Below are 18792 nucleotides of genomic sequence, written 5' to 3'. Positions count from 1 at the left end.
ATTATAAGAAGGTGTAGTTCTGTGGATAGAGATAATTTAAAGAATTTAGATGTTGCAGTTATTGGTTCTGGAGGCCTGACTGGAAAAGCATTAATTAATTTTTTAATAAATAAGGTTAATAGTATTAGCTTATTTGATGATAAAGAATGGTCTCAATTGCCTGAAATCCTGAGTATTAAAGCAGAGAATCCAGAGAAAGTTTTTTTAGAAGAAGATAAATCTAATCTGGATAAGGTTGATTTTGTTGTAGTTAGCCCAGGGGTTCCAGAAGATCACTTATTAATAAAAAAAGCTATCAAGCAAGATATACAGATAATAAGTGAAATTGAATTAGCCTTTAATTTTATAGAATCTGGTATAATTGCTATAACTGGAACAAATGGGAAGACAACTACAACTTCAATTTTAGGTGAAATTTTAAGAAAGGGTCTTGATCAAAAAGTAATTGTTGCCGGGAATATTGGGAAGCCTTTAATTAGTATAGTCGACCAACTTGAAAAAGATGATTTAGTGGTTGTTGAACTTAGCTCCTTTCAATTAAGATTCATAGAAAATTTCAGACCTAAAATTGCTGCATTTATTAACTATTCTCCGGATCATCTTGACTGGCACATTTCTGAAGATAGTTATTTTAAATCAAAGGCTAATATCTTTAAAAACCAGAAAGAAGATGGTATTGCAATAATTAATTTCGATAATGAGCAGATATCTTCTTTAGCTGATTCGATTAATTCCAATCTATTTTTTATTAGTAATAAAAACTCTAGAATTGATCAAGGAATTTATTATGATGATAACTATATTTATTTTATTAAAAATCAGAAAGAAAAACTCTTATCTATAGATAAAATTTCTTTAAAGGGTATTCATAATATAGAAAATATAGCATTTGCATCATTAATATCATATCTTTTAGGGGTTTCTTCTGATATAATAGGGGAAGTTGTTTATAATTATAAACTGGAAGCCCATAGACTGGAATTGGTTCTAGAAAATGAAAGGTTACAGGTATATAATGATTCAAAAGCAACTAACCCCCATGCAGCAGAGGCTGCTATTAATTCTTTTTCGAAACCTATGATTTTGTTAATGGGAGGACAGGATAGAAATCTGAATTATGATAATTTGATCAATCAGATAATAAAAAGCTGTAATTATACAATTTTAATTGGTGAAATCTCAGGTAAGATTAAAAATAAATTACAGAATAGAAAGTATGAAAATTTCTATCTGGCTGAGAATATTGCAGAAGCAGTTGCTATTATAAAAAAATTAGTAACAGTAATATGTTCTAAAGAGAAGCTGACAGTTTTATTTTCACCAGGGGCTCCAAGCTGGGATATGTTCTCCAGCTATAAAGTCAGGGGACAGGAATTTATTGATTATATAAAAAAAGAGTTTGATTAGGCGGTGTTAATTATGGAGGAAAAGAATTCAAATATTGATTTTCCTCTTTTAATAATTACTCTAATATTGATTTTAATCGGGCTGATAATGATTATGAGTGCAAGTGGAGTCAGGGCCTATAATCGCTATGGCAATGCTCACTATTTTTTTTCCAGGCAGCTTTTATTTGTTCTAGCAGGGTTAATATTAATGCTTATTGCTTCCAGGCTTGATTATAATATTTATTATAAGTATTCTAGAATAATTCTAGGTTTAGGCTTTATTTTGCTGACCTTAGTTTTAATCCCAGGTATAGGTAGAACTGCAGGGGGTGCAACAAGATGGATTTCTTTAGGCTTTTTTGATTTCCAACCCTCTGAAGCTATTAAACTGGCATTAATTATTTATATTGCCAGTTTTGTTACCAGGAAATCTTCAAAAATTCAAGATTTTAAAAAAGGAATTTTACCTGTAGTTATAATAATTGGTCTTTCAGCATTTTTAATAATGCAGCAACCTGATATGGGAACCGCTGTTAATATAATAGGTTTTTCATTTATTATATTATTAGTTGGTGGAATGAGATTTAAACATCTTTTTGGGCTGTCAATACCAGGTGTATTACTAATGGGTTATTATATCAGCTCAGCTCCCTACAGGCTTAATAGGGTTCAAACTTTTCTAAACCCCTGGGAAGACCCACGGGGTAGCGGTTATCATATAATTCAATCTTTACTGGCTTTAGGTTCTGGAGGCTTAACAGGGGTAGGTCCTGGAAATAGCAGGCAAAAGTTTTTGTATTTGCCAGAACCAGGGACTGATTTTATATTTGCTATTCTAGGTGAAGAATTTGGATTTATAGGTGCAGCTTTTGTTATAATATTATTTGGTTTTTTTGCTTATAGAGGAGTCTTAATAGCTTTAAATGCTAGAGACCTTTTTGGTTCTTTACTTGCTACTGGTATTACGTCAATGATAATAATTCAGGTTTTAATAAATATTGGTGCTGTAACTTCTCTATTGCCAGTTACAGGAATTACTTTACCATTTATAAGCTATGGAGGGAGTTCACTATTGATATCATTATATGCTGTTGGTATTTTATTTAATATATCCAGGCATAGTCAGTAAGCTTTGAAAGGAAGATTTTAATGAGATTAGTTTTATCAGGTGGAGGCACTGGAGGTCATATATTTCCAGCGATTGCACTTGCTAATAAATGCCTGGATGAAGATGGCGAAGTTTTTTATCTAGGTGGCGAAAAGAGTTTAGAAGAAAAGATAACAGGCAAAGAAGGTATTTCTTTTTATAGTTTACCTGTAAAGCCACTTCCTAGAAAAATAAATTTTGAGTTATTTAGCTCTGGATTTTCAAACTTTAAAGCAGTTTTAAAGGCAAGGAAAATTTTAAAAGAGATAGAACCGGATATAGTTGTTGGTACTGGTGGTTATGTATCTGGAGCAACTATTTTAGCTGCAAGATTATTAAATATCAAAACTCTTATCCATGAGCAGAATTCAGTACCAGGTTTAACAAATAAGATATCTGCTAAGTTTGTAGATAAAATTGCTATAAGTTATGAACAGACAGAAAGATATTTTAATAAAAAAGATAAAGTTATTTTGACCGGTAATCCAGTCAGAAAAGAGATTTTAACAACCTGTTCTAAAGATGCCAGGGAAAAGTTTTCATTTCCTAAAAATAACGATGTTTTACTGGTCATGGGTGGGAGCCAGGGAGCAGCCAGTATAAATGAACTCATGCTGGAAATCTATGATGATTTAATAGAGGTAGATAATCTTAATATAATTCATATAACCGGGGAGAAGGATTATAAAAATATCAAAAGAAAAGTTGATACATATGATCTTTTAGATGGGAAAATAATCATCTCATCTTTTATGGATGATATTGAAAATGCTCTAGCGGTGGCCAATCTAGTAATAAGTAGGGCCGGGGCAGTCAGTATAGCAGAAATAACTGCACTTGGTTTGCCATCAATTTTAATTCCTTATCCCTATGCAACTAACAATCACCAGGAAAAGAATGCCAGGGTTTTAGAAGAATCAGGAGCTGCCATTATTTATAAAGATGATGAATTTAATAGTAAACTTATATTTAATAAAATTAAAGAATTATTAAGTGACAGAAATAAACTTGATAAAATGAGCTGTGCCAGCAGTATGATAGGAAAACCAGAGGCTTTAGATAATATTTATGGCTTAGCCTGTGATTTGGTTTATCATGGTAGCACTTTAGATGATAAGGAGTAGATTTTTATGGATGGATTGAATAAATTTAAAGATAAAAAAATTCATTTCATTGGCATTGGTGGAATCTCTATGAGTGCTATTGCTAATTTTTTGCTGGATTACGATATAAATGTAACTGGTTCTGATTTGTCTTACAATAATAAAATTAAGGAACTGGAATCAAGGGGTGTTATGATTAATATAGAACATGATGAAGAAAATGTAAAGTCTGCAGATATAATTGTAATAAGCAGTGCGATTCCAGATGAAAACCCTGAGTTAACATATGCAAGGGATAATAATATTAAAGTTTTCAAAAGGGCAGAGATGCTGGCTGAAATTGCTAAAGATAAAAGGTTGATTGCAGTTAGTGGTAGTCATGGAAAAACTACAACTACAGGAATGTTAACGAGTATCTTTTTGCAGTCAGATAGAGATCCTTCTATCATGATTGGCGGAGATATAGATTTAATAGCTGGTAATTATAAATCTGGAGAGGGAGAATTCTTTATTACTGAAGCTGATGAGAGTGATGGCTCTTTACTTTACTTTGACCCTGATATATCCATAGTAACAAATATTGAACCAGAACATTTAGACTATTATGGTGGCGAAGAAGATTTATATGATACTATGTATGAGTTTATCAAAAAGACAGGTGAATCTGGAATAATTCTCTGTTTAGAGGATGAAGGAGTAAATACTAACTTAATAAAAAGTAGATTAAATAAGGATGGTGCTTTAGAATTTACTGGTTATGGTTTAACAAATGGTGATTATAGGGCTGACATAATAAAAAACAACAATTTTTTTACATCTTATAATCTTTTTTATCAGGGAGAATTTATTGATAAAATTGAGATGCAGTTGACTGGAGAACATAATGTACTAAATTCTCTTGCTGCCATTGCGGCAGCAAGAAAGGCCGGCTTAGACTGGAACGATATTATAGATGGTTTATTTAATTTTAAAGGGGTTAAAAGGAGGTTTGAGTTTAAAGGAGAAGTCAATAGTATAAAATTTATTGATGATTATGCTCATCACCCAAGTGAATTAGAAACAGTAATAAAATCAGCTAAAAATCTAAAATCAAATAAGATACGCTTTGTTTTTCAGCCTCATAGATATACAAGGACGAGAGATTTATGGAATGATTTCAAAGAAGTTTTGAGTGATAGAGATGTATTTTATTATATTGTTGATATTTATAGTGCCAATCAGCCTAAAATTGATAATATAAGTTCAAAAAAATTAGTAGCTGAGATTAAATCAAACGAGCCTGATGTTAAAATAGAATATATTGGTTCTATAGATGAAGCAACTAATAAATTGAAAAAGATTATAGAAGAGGATAATTTATTTTTAACAGTCGGGGCAGGAGATGTTTATAAAATTGGAGATAGGATATTAAAGTCTTTAAGAAGTGAGCAGAATGCTTAAGTATCTGGTTATTGTAGTTGTTTTAGCACTTGGGATTGGAATTATTTTCGGCTCATCCTTTTTTGAGATAAATGAAGTAATAATTAGAGGATATGATGAAGAGGATGTTGAAATAGCAGATATAAGGGGCGAAAATATTTTTATAGCTGATTTAGAGTTAATTAAAGATGAACTAAAGGAAGATCCCTATATTGAGTCTGTAGATGTTTCCAGGAGTTTTCCAAATCGCTTGATATTCCAGGTGAATTATAATAGACCTATTGCAGCGATTATAAATGATGGAAATTACATTGTTTATAATAAATATAATAGAATTATTGCTGAAAATATTGAGAATAATAGGTATGACCTTCCTGTATTAAAAGATACACCCTATTATTTTTCAGGCAACAATATAGTTATTCCTGCAGTTCAGGACAACCTGTTAAATAAACTTGAATTACTACCCCTTGAATTAAGGGAGGATATTAAGGAGGTTCATTTTGATCCAGTGGGAATCTCTATGGTTACAAAGCAGGGATATGATATAAGAGTTGGGACATCAGAAAATTTAGAAGAAAAGTTTATCATACTTATATCTGCATGGTATGAAGGGATTCTAGATGATGAAGAAATAGAATATGTTGATATAACTGCTCCAGAAAGACCTGTCATAAAAAAATAGCACTTAAAGATTGAAATATAAAAAAGGATTTTACCTTACCTGTGTTGAATTGTAACACGTAGGAGGAAGGAGGTTGATGATTTGTCACAAACTAAAGTAATTGCCGGTTTAGATGTTGGAACAAAAAAAATATGTGCTTTAATTGCTGAAGTAAATCAGGATGATAAAATTGAAATTGTAGGGTTAGGAATTGCACCTTCAGATGGTTTAAGAAAAGGAATAGTTGTTGACATTGACAAAGCTTCCAATTCTATTTCTGAAGCTGTCAAAAAAGCAGAGAGAATGGCTGGTATTGAAGTTGGCTCAGTATATGTTGGTATAGCTGGTTCTCATATTAATTCTGTTAATAGTCACGGAGTTGTTGCAGTAACAGGGAGTAATAAGGAAGTTAAAGAATCTGATATTGAGAGGGTTATGGAGGCTGCTAGAGTAATTCCTTTGTCCCAGGAAGAAAAAATAATCCATGTTATCCCAAGAGAATTTATAATTGATGGGACCAAGGGGATTAAGCAACCTCAGGGTATGTCTGGTGTTAGACTTGAAGTTGAAACTCATATTGTCAAAGGTTCTACAACATCAATTAATAATCTTGTTAAAAGTGTTGAGAAAGCTGGATTAGAAGTTAATGAATTAGTTTTAGATCAATTAGCTTCAAGCTATTCAGTGCTCTCTAATGATGAAAAGGAGTTAGGTGTTGCCCTTGTAGATATTGGAGGTGGAACAACTGATTTTATAGTATTCCATGAAGGAAATATCAAGTATACTTCTGTTCTTCCAGTTGGCGGAAATCATGTAAGTAATGATATTGCCGTTGGTTTAAGAACGCCTATTTCTGAAGCTGAAAAGATTAAGATTTTACATGGTATAGCAAGTTGCGATGAAATTGATGAGGATCAAAAAATTGATGTTTTAAAGGCAAGTGGAAATGAAAAACAAAAGATTTCAAAAAATTATCTCTGTCAGGTTATTGAACCGAGAATGGAAGAGATGTTTTCAATGGTAGAAAGAGAGATTAAAAAGACCGGGACTAAAGATATGACACCTGCAGGACTGGTTATTACAGGTGGAGCCTCTTTATTAGATGGGAGTTGTAGCCTGGCTTCTCAGATTACCGGTTTACCAGTAAGGTTAGGTGAACCTGATTACATAAGTGGATTTTCTGATGTTATTGATAATCCTGTTTATGTAAAAAAAGATGGAAGAATTCCTACACCTGTATTTTCTACAGGGGTCGGTCTAATAATCTATGCAATAAATAATAGTAAATCAGTTAGTACTCATACTAAAAAAAGGAACAAGCGAAATAATAAAGAAATAGTGAATTCATTTTTTAATAAACTGAAGACATTCTTTGATGATTTCTTTTAAAGCTTTAAAAATTGAAAGGAGGTATGTTTTGTGTTTGATATAGGAACAGAAATGGAGAAATTTGCAAATATAAAAGTTGTCGGTGTTGGTGGTGGAGGAAATAATGCTGTTAATAGGATGATTGAAGATGGTCTAGAAGGTGTTGAATTCATTGCTATTAATACTGATGCCCAGGTTTTAATGTCATCCAGTGCAGGAGTTACAATCAGGATAGGTGAAAAATTAACCCGTGGTCTAGGAGCAGGAGCTAATCCGGAAGTCGGGAGAGAGGCAGCAGAAGAAAGCAAAGAGGAAATAGAAGATGCCGTCTCTGGAGCTGATATGGTCTTCATAACTGCAGGCATGGGCGGAGGAACAGGAACTGGTGCTGCCCCTGTTGTTGCTCAGGCAGCAAAGGATCAGGGAGCATTGACTGTTGGTGTTGTCACCAAGCCATTTACAGTTGAAGGTACTAAAAGGATGGATAATGCTGAAGATGGTATTAAAGAATTAGAAGATAATGTAGATACATTAATAATTATACCCAATGATAGATTATTAGAGGTTGCAGAGAAAAAGACCAGCCTTGTTGATGCCTTTAAAATTGCTGATGATGTTTTACGTCAGGGTGTCCAGGGTATTTCTGACCTGATTACAATTACAGGTATAATAAACCTTGACTTTGGTGATGTTAAGACTATTATGACTGATGCCGGCTCTGCTCTGATGGGAATAGGTACTGCCAGAGGAGAAAATAGAGCTGAAGAAGCAGCCCGTAATGCTATTGATTCGCCATTATTAGAAGCTTCTGTTGATGGAGCTCAGGGTGTTTTAATTAATATTACAGGTGGCAATAATCTCGGGATTCATGAAGCATATGAAGCTGCTAAAATTGTAAAAGAGGTATCTGATCCAGATGCTAATATTATTCTAGGTGCTGTGATTGATCAGGATTTAGAAGAAGATGTTATGGTAACAGTTATTGCAACAGGTTTTAATCGCTCAAAATCTATTGAAAAAGAATCTGGTAGCAAGCAAAGAACAGATTTTAATAGTAGTGAAATAGATTTAGAGCCAGTCGGTGGAGAAGATGAACTTGATATTCCGGCATTTCTAAGAAAGAATAGTTAATCTATTAACTGAGGTGGTTAGATGAAATGCCCATTCTGTTCAAATTTAAATAGTAAAGTCATTGATTCAAGAACTACTGAAAATAATACCACAATCAGACGCCGAAGAGAATGCCTTGATTGTCAGGAAAGATTTACTACCTATGAAAGATATGAGAAAGTACCATTGATGGTCAGGAAAAAAGATGGTACTAGAGAGATGTTTTCAGAGGATAAGATCCTTGCCGGGCTTTATAAAGCCTGTGAGAAAAGATCAATTTCCCCAGAAAAGCTTAATCAGCTTGTAATAGAGGTTAAGCAAGAATTGCAAAACAGGATGGACGAAGAAGTTACCAGCGATGAAATTGGTAAGTTAGTAATGAAAAAGTTAAAGGACCTGGATCAGGTTGCTTATGTTCGTTTTGCTTCTGTTTACAGGCAATTTAAAGATGTTGAAACTTTTAAAAAGGAATTAGATAGACTATTAAAAGATGAGTAAATGGAGGTCGAATTACAATATTTAAGTTTAAAAGGATTAATGGTTTTAAATATCTAGAAAAAAGGTTGAAAAATTATCGACTTTTATTTACTCTCAAAGGCTATGATTATCCTGTTTTATTGGAGTTACTAAATAAGTCAGAAAAAAGAGTTATAAAAACAGAACAGATTCATAGCAGTATAGTTTTTCATTGTCAGAGTAACAGGCATAAATCAAAAGATTTTACTATAAAAGCAGATGGAATTATCAGCAAAGATTGTAATTCAATCATAAGGACAATTCATGCTGATTGTCTGCCTATATATTTCCTGGACATACAAAATGATGTTTTTGCTCTTATTCATTCTGGCTGGCAGGGAACTTTAAACCAAATTGCCAGACATACTTTAAATGATATGGTAAGATATTATAAACTTAATTTAGAGGATATTCAGGTTGTTATTGGTCCTGGAATTGATTTTGATAATTATCAGGTTGGCAGTGAAATATATCAAAAATTCAGGAGTAAATGGAATTTAGATTTAAAATTCTTTAAAGCTGATCAGGAAAAAGATAAATATAAGCTAGATTTAAAACAGGCTAATAAAGAGCTCCTGGTCCAATCAGGCATTCCATCTAAAAATATTTTTATTAGTAATTTATCGACATATGATTCTCCAGATTTATTTCATTCATACCGTCGTGATGGAAATTCTGCTGGAAGAATGGCTGCATTTATTTATAAAGTAAGGAGTAATCCCTGATGAAATTAGGCAAAAAAAAATGGTTACTCTTGATATTAATTATGATGATAATTGGTGTTATTTTAGGCTATTATAATCAGAAACCGAATTTTGAATCTGCATTATATGGTGAGGTTATTGATAGTGTAGAATCTAGAGCACTGGTTATTAGAGATGAGGAAGTAATTTATAGTAATAGTAATGGGACTATATCTCTTTTATTTAAAGAAGGTGAAAGAGCCTCTTATGGTCAGGAGGTTATTGAAGTTAATAATGATAACTTTAATAAAACCTTTTATTCTAAAAAGTCTGGCTTAATTAGTTATGGTTTTGATGGTTTAGAAGAAGAATTTGAAATTGATAATTTAAATCAATATTCTGTTGATAAATTCAGAGATTTGGAACCAGATTTCAGGCATTTAACCAGTGGCAGAGAAATAAACTCAGGAGACCCAATCTATAGAATAGTTAATAACAATAGAGTATTTTTTGTATTTATTTTAGAGAACTCTAAAGCAGATAATTATAAGATTAGAGAACAGGTCTTTTTAAATGAATCTAATACAGAGAGAAATTTAACAAAGGGTAGAGTATATAATAAAATAAGTAATTCAGAAATGACAGCTCTGTTAATTGAGGTTGATAAATTTAAAGATGACTGGCTTAATAGAAGGCATATCAATTTTGAGTTGATTAGCAATATTTACCGGGGTCTGGTTATACCAAGAAGTGCTATTTTTAGTACAGTACAGGGCCGTGGAGTTTTAGTAGAAAATAATCGAGGAATTATCGAATTTAGAAATTTAAAAATTATAGGTGGTAATTCAAAAGAATTAGTTGTAGAAGGCTTAAACCTTGGAGATAGAATAATTATTAATCCTGAGGTTTTGAATTATGGTAGAGGTGGTTAAAATGATAGGAAATACAGAAAATGAAGCTTTAGAAGATGAAGTTATAACTAATTATAAAAAAGTTGAAAATAAAATAAAAGCAGCAGCAAAAAGAGCTGGAAGAGATTTTAATGAGATCAATATCTTACCAGTAAGCAAGAATCAGGATTTTAACAAAATTAGTAAATTAAAAGAAGTGGGTATTGACAGCTTTGGAGAAAGTAGAGTTCAGGAACTTCTGGATAAGGAAGAAGAGAAGCCAGGTTTTGTTAACTGGCATTTCATTGGACATTTACAGAGAAATAAAGTTAAGTATCTGGCCAGGCTTGATAATTGTCGATTGATCCATTCTCTTGATAGTCCCAGGCTGGCAAGAGAGATAAATAAACGGGCTCGAAAGAATGGTAGAGTTATTCCAGTTTTAGTTCAGATTAATATAGCTGGTGATGACAATAAGTATGGTTTTTCAAAGGTTGATTTTCTGGATGTCTTTCCTGAGTTATGGAAATTAGAAAACCTGGATATAAGAGGCTTGATGACTATTTTGCCCCATTTTGATAATCCAGAAAAAACAAGACCTTATTTTAAAGAGTTAAGAAATTTAAAGGAGGACCTAAATTCTAATGGCTACGAAATATCTGAGCTTTCAATGGGTATGACAAATGATTATGAAGTTGCTGTAGAAGAGGGAGCCACTTATGTTAGAATTGGAAGAGAAATTTTTGGAGAAAGAGAGTATGAATAATAAACTAAAAAAGCAGGTGATTTAAATGACAGAAGAAAGTATCTGGAAAAAATTAATAGGATTTTTCGGTTTTACTGAAGAGAATATTGATGAGTTTGAAGATGACTATAATGAGCTTGATAATAATGAAAATAAGAAAATAAAAAAGAAAAAGGCTAAAGATAATAAGGTCATTAAGTTAAGCCGAACCAAAGATATTCAGATGGTAGTTCATAGTCCAGAATCTTTTGATGATGTCAGGGAGATTGTTGATGATTTAAAAGAATCAAAGGCAGTCATTTTAAATTTAGAAGAGAGGGATAGAGTTTTAGCCAGACGGTTTATTGATTTTTTAAGTGGCTCTGTTTATGCTATTAATGGTAATACTCAAAAAATAGGTACCGGTGTATTTATCTTTACACCACCTGGAATTGATGTAGATGCCAGAGCGATTGAAAATGCAATAAAAAATGAATTTGTAACTGATTAAATGAATGGAGGTATTAGATTTTGTTATTAATAAGGACAGTTGATGCATTTTTTAATATTTTATATTTTTTGATATTGATCAGGGTATTATTATCCTGGTTTGGGAGAGGTATTCAGTATAACTCCAGTTTTAGAGGAGCAATCAACTTCATTTATGGGGTTACTGAACCTATATTAAGGCCAATAAGGCAGGTTTTGCCTACCAGTAATATGGGGATTGATTTTTCTCCAATTGTAGCTTTCTTTTTATTAAGAATAGCAAGAAGTATTATTGTTAGTTTATTTTATGGCTTAATTTAATTAAAGGAGTATGTAAAAATGGCGTATAGCGATGATATATTATCTTTCCTAAGTGATCAGGAGGATAGAGATTTAGGAGAAAGAATTCTAGATAAAATTGATTTAGTTAAAGAGAGAAATCAACAGATAGCTACAAAGTTTTTAAATCCGCATCAGCAAAAAATAGCTAAAAAAATACTGGAACAGATATCTGAAATAAATTTTAAGATTGATGGTGGATATTCTAAAGCAGAAAGAAAAAGGATTTTGATCTTTCCAGATTATTTGTTTCCAGATCATCAGACAGTACCCTTAGCTTTTTATCAAATTGAAGGTAATTTTGATTTTGTAAATCTTTCACATAGAGATTTTTTAGGGGCAATAATGGGTTTAGGTGTTCAAAGAGATTATGTAGGTGATATAATAATCTTTGATGATTTTGCACAGGTTATAGTTGGTTCAGAGATAACAGATGAAATTGAGCTTAACTTAACCAGTGTTAATGAAGTCCCTATTAAGACAAGTAAAATTGAACGTGATGACATTAAATTTAAACCAGAAAATCATAAGGAAATTTTAGCAACTGTAGCTTCTATGAGACTTGATGCTATAATCAGTGCTGGTTTTGGTGAATCAAGAAGCAGGAGCTCTCAATATATTACTTCTGGGAAAATAAAATTAAATTGGAAAGAAGTTGATGATGTTTCAGCTGATGTGGAAGTTGGAGACATGATATCATTTAAGGGTAGAGGAAGATTACATGTAGCTGAAAAAAGAGGGAAGTCTAATCGAGGTAGAATTAAATTGAAATTAGAAAGAATAACATAAAATAGGAGGTTAAATATATGAAATTTTCTCCTTTAGATATCTATAATAAGGAATTTAAAAAATCGGCTTTTGGTTATAATTCAAATGAAGTTGATGAATTTTTAGATGAGGTAGGACTGGCTTATGAAAGATTACTAAAAGATTATAGTTCACTTGAAGATGAGAAAGAGCGCCTGCAGGAAAAATTAGAAAGTTATAAAAGTATTCAGGATAAACTAGAAGGCACTTTAGAGAGTGTTCAAGAAACTGTAAGGGATCAGACAAGGCATGCCCAGAAAGAAGCCCAAAATATAATTAAAGAAGCTGAATTAGAGGCTGAAAAGATTAAACAGAGAGCCAGAGACGAGGTTCAGTCTGAAAAAAGCAAACTAGAAAATTTAAAGGAAAAAAGAGAGTTATTCAGGATTAGATTTAAATCCTTATTAGAAAATTATATGGAAATTATTGAAGAGGGTAAGTTTGATCAAGAAATTGAGCTTGAAGAAGAAATTTTTAATGATAAAAAGGAAGCCAGCCATGATGATGAAAATCTTGAAGGTGATGATTTAGTTCAGAATAATTCAGAAAATGAAGATGAAGAATTATCTGATCTAGAGGATACTAAAGAATTTGAAGAAAGTGAATCCAAAGAAGAGTATCGTAATGAAGAACTGGATAAAACAAGGCTGAATAACTAAGTATGGATAAAAATAATTGCAATATTTTATTAAAAAATATATTAGAGAGTAATTTAAAAAACTATCAAAAAGGAAAAGTTGCAAGTTATATACCTGCTTTAAATAAGGTTGAACCTAACTTAGCGGCCGTAGTAATGGTTGATATGACTGGAGAAGTTTATAAAGCTGGAGATTGGAATTATAAGTTTACGATTCAGAGTATATCAAAACCAATTGTTCTGGCTTTAGCAATATTAGAATTAGGAGAAGAGGCTGTCTTTAAGAGAGTTGGGGTAGAGCCAACAGGAGAAGAGTTTAATTCTATTAATAAATTAGTTGGTCATCCTAAGCCTTTTAATCCTATGATAAATGCCGGTGCTATTGCAGTAACTTCTCTAATAAGAGAAAACAAATCAGAAAATAGTTTTAATATTTTACTGAAATTTTTTAAAAATTTATTTGGGAATAAAGATTTAAAAGTTGATGAGGAAGTTTATAAATCTGAAAAGATGACAGCAGACAGGAATCGTTCTCTAGCTTATTTCTTAAAAGATCACAGGATAATAAAGGGAGATGTTGAAAAATCTCTTGATTTATATTTCAAACAATGCTCTATAAAGGTTGATACTGTGGATATTGCCAGGGCTTCTTCGGTTTTTGCAAATAGGGGTATTGATCCAATTACTGGAGATAGAATTATTTCAAAAAAGGTTGCTTCAATTGTTAGGTCAATAATGTTAACATGTGGAATGTATGATCGCTCAGGCAGTTTTGCAATTGATGTAGGTATTCCTGCTAAAAGTGGAGTATCTGGTGGTATTTTAGCGCCAGTAAAGAATAGATTTGGAATTGGTGTTTTTGGGCCATCACTTGATAATTCAGGTAATAGTGTGGTTGGCATGAATGTTTTAAAAAGTCTTTCAGAAGAATTAAATTTACATATGTTATAGAATTTTAGGTGATGATAATGAGGAAATTTAAAGGACTCTTTTTATTTCTAGTCCTGACATTAATAATTTTAAATTTAACAGGCTGTTCTAGAATAAGTGAAGATGATATAATTGATGCTTCAGAAACTTTTTCTAAAGGGGATTTACCTATAAATTTATTAGAAACAGTATCTGGTAAAGAAGCTATTGTTATTGGCCAGTTTAGAGGGATTCAAGAACATCAGGATTTACTGGTAGATTTTGTTATCCATCAATTTGAAAATAATGATATTTCTTTAGTTGTCCTGGGGGATAGACATGCCTATAGCTGGATATTTGATTCTTATGTTAAAGGTGATTTAAGTCCTGATCTATTTGTAGAGGAAGTCATTTCTAACTGGGCAATATTTTTAAATAGAATTAGAGAATATAATAATAATTCAAATAGTCCCGGGATTTCAGTTAAAACAGGCGACATGAATTCTCAAGAAGATCAATTTATTAGTTCATTGCAATATATGAGGCAGAAACTGCCTGAAAGGGATACAGTTAATAGATTATTAAATAGAACAATATCTGCAGCTGATAGAAGAGATATTTTATTAGAATTTAAGGATATATTATCAAATAATAGTTCTAATTTTAATCAAAGCTGGGGTTCTGACTGGAATAGGCTTTTAGTTGAGATGATTGATGTTGAATTAACTAGTATTGAGATTCGTGAGATGTGGGATATTGATTATAGAGAGGCTCATACTTTAAGAGAAGAATTAATTAAAGAGTTGGCAAATGAACGTTTAAATAATAATGGTAATGCCATTTTTAATTATAGCTTTTATCAGGCACAGAAAGAGCATTATTTAGGATCCAGGAAACAATGGCTGGCTGAATATTTAAATAGTGATGAATCACCTGTAGAATCAAGTTATAGTCTTTTAACATTACCGATGACTGGAAATATAACAGATGGCAATAATGGTATAAAAGATATTAATATTAAAGAAAATGAAGATGATGATTTATTTAAGAGTGCGGCTAATCTTATAGGCCTTGATGATAATATTTATATGGATTTTGATAGGGGAATATTTAGAAATAAAAAGATGGATTTAAATTTATACTATCAAAAAATTGAGGCAAATCCATATGATATCTTCGATGGGGTTATATTATTGCCAGAAGCAACTTTAATTGGATATTAAATATTATAAAAGGGGTTATAAATATGGCTTCTAAAGACGAAAGATATGTAAAAGTATTAGAGTTTGATAATGAATTTGAGGCTGGATTAATTAAATCTGAACTTGATAAGGAAGAAATCCCCTATGAAATTATTAGTAATTATGATTATGGTTTTGATGGGATCTATCAATTTCAACATGGCTGGGGGTCGTTAAAAGCTCCTGAGAAATATGCTGATAGAATAAGGGAAATTTATAAGGATTTAAAAGCAGATGATTAAATTTGGAGTTATTTTTCTTTTATTGATTGGTATTGATCAATTAAGTAAATTTTATATTGAAAATACAATGTTTATCGGGGAAAGTCGCCCCTTAATAGAGGGGATCTTTCATATTACCTATGTTAGAAATACCGGAATATCATTTGGCTTATTAGCTGACCGGACTGGAATTATATTAATTATACAGCTTTTTATTATTATATTATTATTTTATTTGAAATCCCAGGTTTTTTCTAATAATTTTTATATTAATCTGTTTTTTGTTTTTGTTTTTGCCGGTGCAACTGGTAATATTTTAGATAGATTAATATATGGTTATGTTATTGACTTTTTTGATTTTCAGATCTGGCCAGTTTTTAATTTTGCAGATATTTATATAGTTTTAGGAGTACTGGGGTTAATATTATTTATTTTTAAATTTGAAGAATTATGATTTAGGAGTGGAAAGATTGAAAGAAGAGTTAAAATTAATTGCTGATGAAAGCGATATAAGAATAGATAAATTTTTAGCAGATAAATTAGATTTTTCTCGTTCTTACATCCAGAAATTAATCGGTAAAAATTTAGTTATAGTTAATAAAAGCATTGTTGAAAAAGATTCCTATCTAATTAATTTTAATGATAGGATAATTGTTAAGGTTCCAGAGGCAGAGAGCTTAAGTCTTAAACCTGTCAATCTTGATTTAGAAATATTGTATGAGGATGAATATCTGGCTGTAATTAATAAGCCTGCTGGCATTCCAGTTCATCCTGCTCCAACATATGATGGTGTAACCTTAGTTGAAGGCTTATTATTTCAACTAAATAACCTGTCAGGAATTGGAGGTAAAAAAAGACCAGGAATCGTCCACAGGCTGGATAAAGATACTTCAGGAGCAATTGTAATAGCTAAGACTGATCAGTCCCATCAGAAATTATCGAGCCAGTTTAAAAATAGGGATATAAAGAAGATCTATAGAGCCATAGTTAAAGGTATGCCTGAGCATCAAAAAGCTAAAATAGAGGCGCCTATTGGCAGAGACCCAAATGATAGAAAGAAAATGGCTGTTGTCAGGCACAATAGTAAGAAAGCTGTTTCAATTTATGAAATCATTTCTGAATATAAAGGCTTTTCAGAGCTGGAAATTGAAATATTAACTGGTAGAACCCATCAGATAAGGGCTCATTTAGAGTTTTTAGGTCATCCTGTAATTGGTGATAGTAAATACGGGGGTAAAACCAATCTATCTGTTGATATACCAAGACAGATGCTCCATGCATATAAATTAGAGTTTAAACACCCGTTAAAAGATGAAATTATTAAAATAATAGCGCCATTATTTGATGATTATAAGAAAGTAATAGACTATCTTAATAGGCAGTAAGTTAGGAGGCAGTTTTAATGATTTTAGGTATTGATATTGGTGGTAGTACAACAGATATTGTTGGATTTCAAGATGAAAAAATGACTGGTAATTTAACTGTTGAAGCAAGTGACCCATTAACATCTGCTACTGGAGCTTTAGGCAGTTTTTTAGAAAAAGAAGATCTTAACTTGAATGATATTCACCAGATTGCTGTAACCGGTGTAGGTTCTTCCTTTGTTAAAAGAGATCTATTTGGAATAAAAACTATTAAAGTGCCTGAGTTTCAGGCTATTGGAGCAGGTGGAGCTTATTTAACAGGTTTAAAAAGGGCAGTTATTGTAAGTATGGGAACAGGCACTGCTATAGTTTTTAATGATAACGGCTCTATTACTCATTTAGGTGGAACAGGTGTTGGTGGCGGTACAATTGTTGGCCTGGGTAATGCAATATTAAATAGCTCTGATTATCAGGATATTGTAGACATGGCAGACGCTGGTAGTTTACAAAATGTTGATTTAAGAGTTAAAGATATCTCTCTTGATCAAATAGGTGATTTAAAACCTGATATTACAGCTTCTAATTTTGGTAAATTAAATAATAAGCCATCCAGATCAGATTATTCTTTAGGTATTATAAATCTTGTATTTCAAACAGTTGGTATGCTTTCAGTTTTTGCTGCCCAGATTAGAGATTGTCAGGAGATAGTAATTACCGGCAAATTATCAAGTATGACTATTGGCCAGGAAGTTTTAAAGAAGCTGAAAAAAACAAAGTTATTTTCAGTTGATTTTTATTTCCCTGACAAAGCAGAATATTCAACAGCTATTGGAGCTGCAATTTCTAGCCTGGATTAATTTCAGGGGGCTTGCAGAAAAAGAAGATGCCAATCCCACCAATTCCGAGATGAGCTCCTAAAACAGGGCTGATCATATTTATTAAAAAACCATCAGGATTATATTTGTCTTTTATTTTATCTTTTAGTTTTAGGGCCAATTCTTCATCATCAGCATGACTAATACCAATGATTTGATTACTTAAATCCTGACCCTTATTTTCCATTTCAGTGATAAGTGTTTTAAGCATTCTTTGTTGACCTCTTACTTTTTTTGAAAGAACTATTTCTCCATCAACAACTTCAAGGATAGGTTTAATATTTAATATATTACCGATGAAGGCTTTGCCTTTGCTTAATCTTCCACCTCTTTGCAAAGTTGTTAGGTTATCCAGAGAGAATAGATGAATCAGGTTTTCCCGTTCGGTCCTGATTATTTGTGCAACTTTTTTTAGTGGGAGACCATTATCCAGTAATTTTTTAGTGTGATTGACAAGAAGTCCTAGAGCAGTAGAACCTGCTTTTGAATCAATAATTTCTATATTAAAGTCAGGGTATTCATTCTTCACTTCACTAGCCATTAATTTAGCAGTTTGAAAACTTCCTGACATTGCTGCTGAAAATGCTATATAGATACAATTTTTTTTGTTTTTGGCCAGTTCAGTAAAGGTTTCTTTATAATCGTTAGGGCTGACCTGAGCTGTTTTTGGGTAATTTTTCTTTTTTATATGTTCATATACTTGCTGAATATCGATATCTTTGCCAGCTCTATATTCTTTTTCATTGATAATTATTCTAAAGGGTAAGACTTTATATTTTTCTTTCATTTCTGCAGGTAGATCACAGGCGCTATCTATTACTATTTCAGTATTCATTTCAGTCCTCCTAAATATATTGATAATTCTGTTACAAATTATATACTACTGGCTTATTTTTTT

Annotated in this window: 22 protein-coding genes; 21 read left to right on the top strand and 1 reads right to left on the bottom strand. The window is 31.8% G+C overall.

Translation table 11 applies throughout. The features are described from left to right. Positions 1-21: 21 nt before the first annotated feature. From murD to coaW, 21 genes are all read left to right on the top strand, one after another. Complete coding sequence (gene murD / locus I0Q91_RS11210; RefSeq protein WP_270454637.1) at positions 22-1407, top strand: UDP-N-acetylmuramoyl-L-alanine--D-glutamate ligase; 1386 nt, start codon at positions 22-24, stop codon at positions 1405-1407. A gap of 12 nt (positions 1408-1419) precedes the next feature. Further along, complete coding sequence (gene ftsW / locus I0Q91_RS11205) at positions 1420-2517, top strand: putative lipid II flippase FtsW (protein WP_270454636.1); 1098 nt, start codon at positions 1420-1422, stop codon at positions 2515-2517. A gap of 20 nt (positions 2518-2537) precedes the next feature. Beyond that, a complete protein-coding gene (gene murG, locus I0Q91_RS11200; RefSeq protein WP_270454635.1) occupies positions 2538-3659 on the top strand; it encodes an undecaprenyldiphospho-muramoylpentapeptide beta-N-acetylglucosaminyltransferase in 1122 nt (373 codons plus the stop codon). Positions 3660-3665: 6 nt separating this feature from the next. Then, positions 3666-5078, top strand: coding sequence for a UDP-N-acetylmuramate--L-alanine ligase (murC, locus tag I0Q91_RS11195; protein ID WP_270454634.1), 1413 nt, complete (start codon positions 3666-3668; stop codon positions 5076-5078). Then, positions 5071-5742, top strand: a complete 672-nt coding sequence (locus I0Q91_RS11190; protein ID WP_270454633.1) for a cell division protein FtsQ/DivIB — start codon at positions 5071-5073, stop codon at positions 5740-5742. Before murC ends, I0Q91_RS11190 begins: the two co-directional genes overlap by 8 nt. Positions 5743-5823: 81 nt before the next feature. Continuing rightward, positions 5824-7110 (top strand): cell division protein FtsA, encoded by a 1287-nt coding sequence (ftsA, locus tag I0Q91_RS11185; RefSeq protein WP_270454632.1) that lies wholly within the window; start codon positions 5824-5826, stop codon positions 7108-7110. 30 nt (positions 7111-7140) lie between these two features. Continuing rightward, positions 7141-8220: a cell division protein FtsZ gene (ftsZ, locus tag I0Q91_RS11180; RefSeq protein ID WP_270454630.1), complete on the top strand. Its 1080-nt coding sequence runs from the start codon at positions 7141-7143 to the stop codon at positions 8218-8220. A 21-nt stretch (positions 8221-8241) separates the two neighbouring features. Continuing rightward, a complete protein-coding gene (nrdR, locus tag I0Q91_RS11175; RefSeq protein ID WP_270454629.1) occupies positions 8242-8697 on the top strand; it encodes a transcriptional regulator NrdR in 456 nt (151 codons plus the stop codon). 65 nt (positions 8698-8762) lie between these two features. Beyond that, positions 8763-9440 (top strand): peptidoglycan editing factor PgeF, encoded by a 678-nt coding sequence (pgeF, locus tag I0Q91_RS11170; protein WP_270454628.1) that lies wholly within the window; start codon positions 8763-8765, stop codon positions 9438-9440. Beyond that, a complete protein-coding gene (locus I0Q91_RS11165; RefSeq protein WP_270454627.1) occupies positions 9440-10330 on the top strand; it encodes a biotin/lipoyl attachment domain-containing protein in 891 nt (296 codons plus the stop codon). Before pgeF ends, I0Q91_RS11165 begins: the two co-directional genes overlap by 1 nt. A gap of 1 nt (position 10331) precedes the next feature. Continuing rightward, entirely contained in the window at positions 10332-11054 is a 723-nt protein-coding gene (locus I0Q91_RS11160) for a YggS family pyridoxal phosphate-dependent enzyme (protein WP_270454626.1), read from the top strand. 25 nt (positions 11055-11079) lie between these two features. Next, complete coding sequence (locus I0Q91_RS11155; RefSeq protein ID WP_270454625.1) at positions 11080-11523, top strand: cell division protein SepF; 444 nt, start codon at positions 11080-11082, stop codon at positions 11521-11523. A gap of 20 nt (positions 11524-11543) precedes the next feature. Further along, entirely contained in the window at positions 11544-11822 is a 279-nt protein-coding gene (locus tag I0Q91_RS11150; protein ID WP_270454624.1) for a YggT family protein, read from the top strand. Between the two features lie 18 nt (positions 11823-11840). Beyond that, positions 11841-12629: a photosystem II electron transport protein, Sll1252 family gene (locus tag I0Q91_RS11145; RefSeq protein ID WP_270454623.1), complete on the top strand. Its 789-nt coding sequence runs from the start codon at positions 11841-11843 to the stop codon at positions 12627-12629. 17 nt (positions 12630-12646) lie between these two features. Beyond that, positions 12647-13306 carry a DivIVA domain-containing protein gene (locus tag I0Q91_RS11140; protein ID WP_270454622.1) on the top strand — a complete coding sequence of 220 codons (660 nt, stop codon included), beginning with the start codon at positions 12647-12649 and terminating at the stop codon, positions 13304-13306. Positions 13307-13308: 2 nt separating this feature from the next. Then, a complete protein-coding gene (gene glsA, locus I0Q91_RS11135; RefSeq protein WP_270454621.1) occupies positions 13309-14235 on the top strand; it encodes a glutaminase A in 927 nt (308 codons plus the stop codon). A gap of 17 nt (positions 14236-14252) precedes the next feature. Next, a complete protein-coding gene (locus I0Q91_RS11130) occupies positions 14253-15416 on the top strand; it encodes a hypothetical protein (protein WP_270454620.1) in 1164 nt (387 codons plus the stop codon). Positions 15417-15439: 23 nt separating this feature from the next. Next, positions 15440-15676, top strand: coding sequence for a hypothetical protein (locus tag I0Q91_RS11125; protein ID WP_270454618.1), 237 nt, complete (start codon positions 15440-15442; stop codon positions 15674-15676). Beyond that, positions 15669-16109, top strand: coding sequence for a signal peptidase II (gene lspA / locus I0Q91_RS11120; protein ID WP_270454616.1), 441 nt, complete (start codon positions 15669-15671; stop codon positions 16107-16109). The genes I0Q91_RS11125 and lspA overlap by 8 nt, the downstream gene beginning before the upstream one ends. Positions 16110-16116: 7 nt before the next feature. Further along, the gene (locus I0Q91_RS11115; RefSeq protein WP_270454615.1) at positions 16117-17040 is read left to right on the top strand and encodes an RluA family pseudouridine synthase; all 924 of its coding nucleotides are present in this window, start codon (positions 16117-16119) and stop codon (positions 17038-17040) included. Between the two features lie 17 nt (positions 17041-17057). Then, a complete protein-coding gene (gene coaW / locus I0Q91_RS11110) occupies positions 17058-17876 on the top strand; it encodes a type II pantothenate kinase (RefSeq protein ID WP_270454613.1) in 819 nt (272 codons plus the stop codon). On the opposite strand, the gene I0Q91_RS11105 is transcribed toward coaW, so the two are convergent. Then, complete coding sequence (locus I0Q91_RS11105) at positions 17863-18729, bottom strand: DegV family protein (RefSeq protein WP_270454611.1); 867 nt, start codon at positions 18727-18729, stop codon at positions 17863-17865. The two genes, coaW and I0Q91_RS11105, sit on opposite strands and share 14 nt — an antisense overlap. Positions 18730-18792: the final 63 nt, after the last annotated feature.

Source organism: Halonatronomonas betaini (genome assembly GCF_015666175.1).
Taxonomy (GTDB): Bacteria; Bacillota; Halanaerobiia; order Halanaerobiales; family Halarsenatibacteraceae; genus Halonatronomonas; species Halonatronomonas betaini.
This window is presented reverse-complemented; position numbering and strand designations above follow the sequence as displayed.

Bases quoted from the DNA above. Each gene is read 5' to 3' on its own strand.
- ftsW (WP_270454636.1), top strand. From the start codon at position 1,420: ATGGAGGAAAAGAATTCAAATATTGATTTTCCTCTTTTAATAATTACT.
- murG (WP_270454635.1), top strand. From the start codon at position 2,538: ATGAGATTAGTTTTATCAGGTGGAGGCACTGGAGGTCATATATTTCCA.
- murC (WP_270454634.1), top strand. From the start codon at position 3,666: ATGGATGGATTGAATAAATTTAAAGATAAAAAAATTCATTTCATTGGC.
- I0Q91_RS11190 (WP_270454633.1), top strand. From the start codon at position 5,071: ATGCTTAAGTATCTGGTTATTGTAGTTGTTTTAGCACTTGGGATTGGA.
- nrdR (WP_270454629.1), top strand. From the start codon at position 8,242: ATGAAATGCCCATTCTGTTCAAATTTAAATAGTAAAGTCATTGATTCA.
- I0Q91_RS11165 (WP_270454627.1), top strand. From the start codon at position 9,440: ATGAAATTAGGCAAAAAAAAATGGTTACTCTTGATATTAATTATGATG.
- I0Q91_RS11160 (WP_270454626.1), top strand. From the start codon at position 10,332: ATGATAGGAAATACAGAAAATGAAGCTTTAGAAGATGAAGTTATAACT.
- I0Q91_RS11155 (WP_270454625.1), top strand. From the start codon at position 11,080: ATGACAGAAGAAAGTATCTGGAAAAAATTAATAGGATTTTTCGGTTTT.
- I0Q91_RS11145 (WP_270454623.1), top strand. From the start codon at position 11,841: ATGGCGTATAGCGATGATATATTATCTTTCCTAAGTGATCAGGAGGAT.
- I0Q91_RS11140 (WP_270454622.1), top strand. From the start codon at position 12,647: ATGAAATTTTCTCCTTTAGATATCTATAATAAGGAATTTAAAAAATCG.
- glsA (WP_270454621.1), top strand. From the start codon at position 13,309: ATGGATAAAAATAATTGCAATATTTTATTAAAAAATATATTAGAGAGT.
- I0Q91_RS11130 (WP_270454620.1), top strand. From the start codon at position 14,253: ATGAGGAAATTTAAAGGACTCTTTTTATTTCTAGTCCTGACATTAATA.
- I0Q91_RS11125 (WP_270454618.1), top strand. From the start codon at position 15,440: ATGGCTTCTAAAGACGAAAGATATGTAAAAGTATTAGAGTTTGATAAT.
- lspA (WP_270454616.1), top strand. From the start codon at position 15,669: ATGATTAAATTTGGAGTTATTTTTCTTTTATTGATTGGTATTGATCAA.
- coaW (WP_270454613.1), top strand. From the start codon at position 17,058: ATGATTTTAGGTATTGATATTGGTGGTAGTACAACAGATATTGTTGGA.
- I0Q91_RS11105 (WP_270454611.1), bottom strand. From the start codon at position 18,729: ATGAATACTGAAATAGTAATAGATAGCGCCTGTGATCTACCTGCAGAA.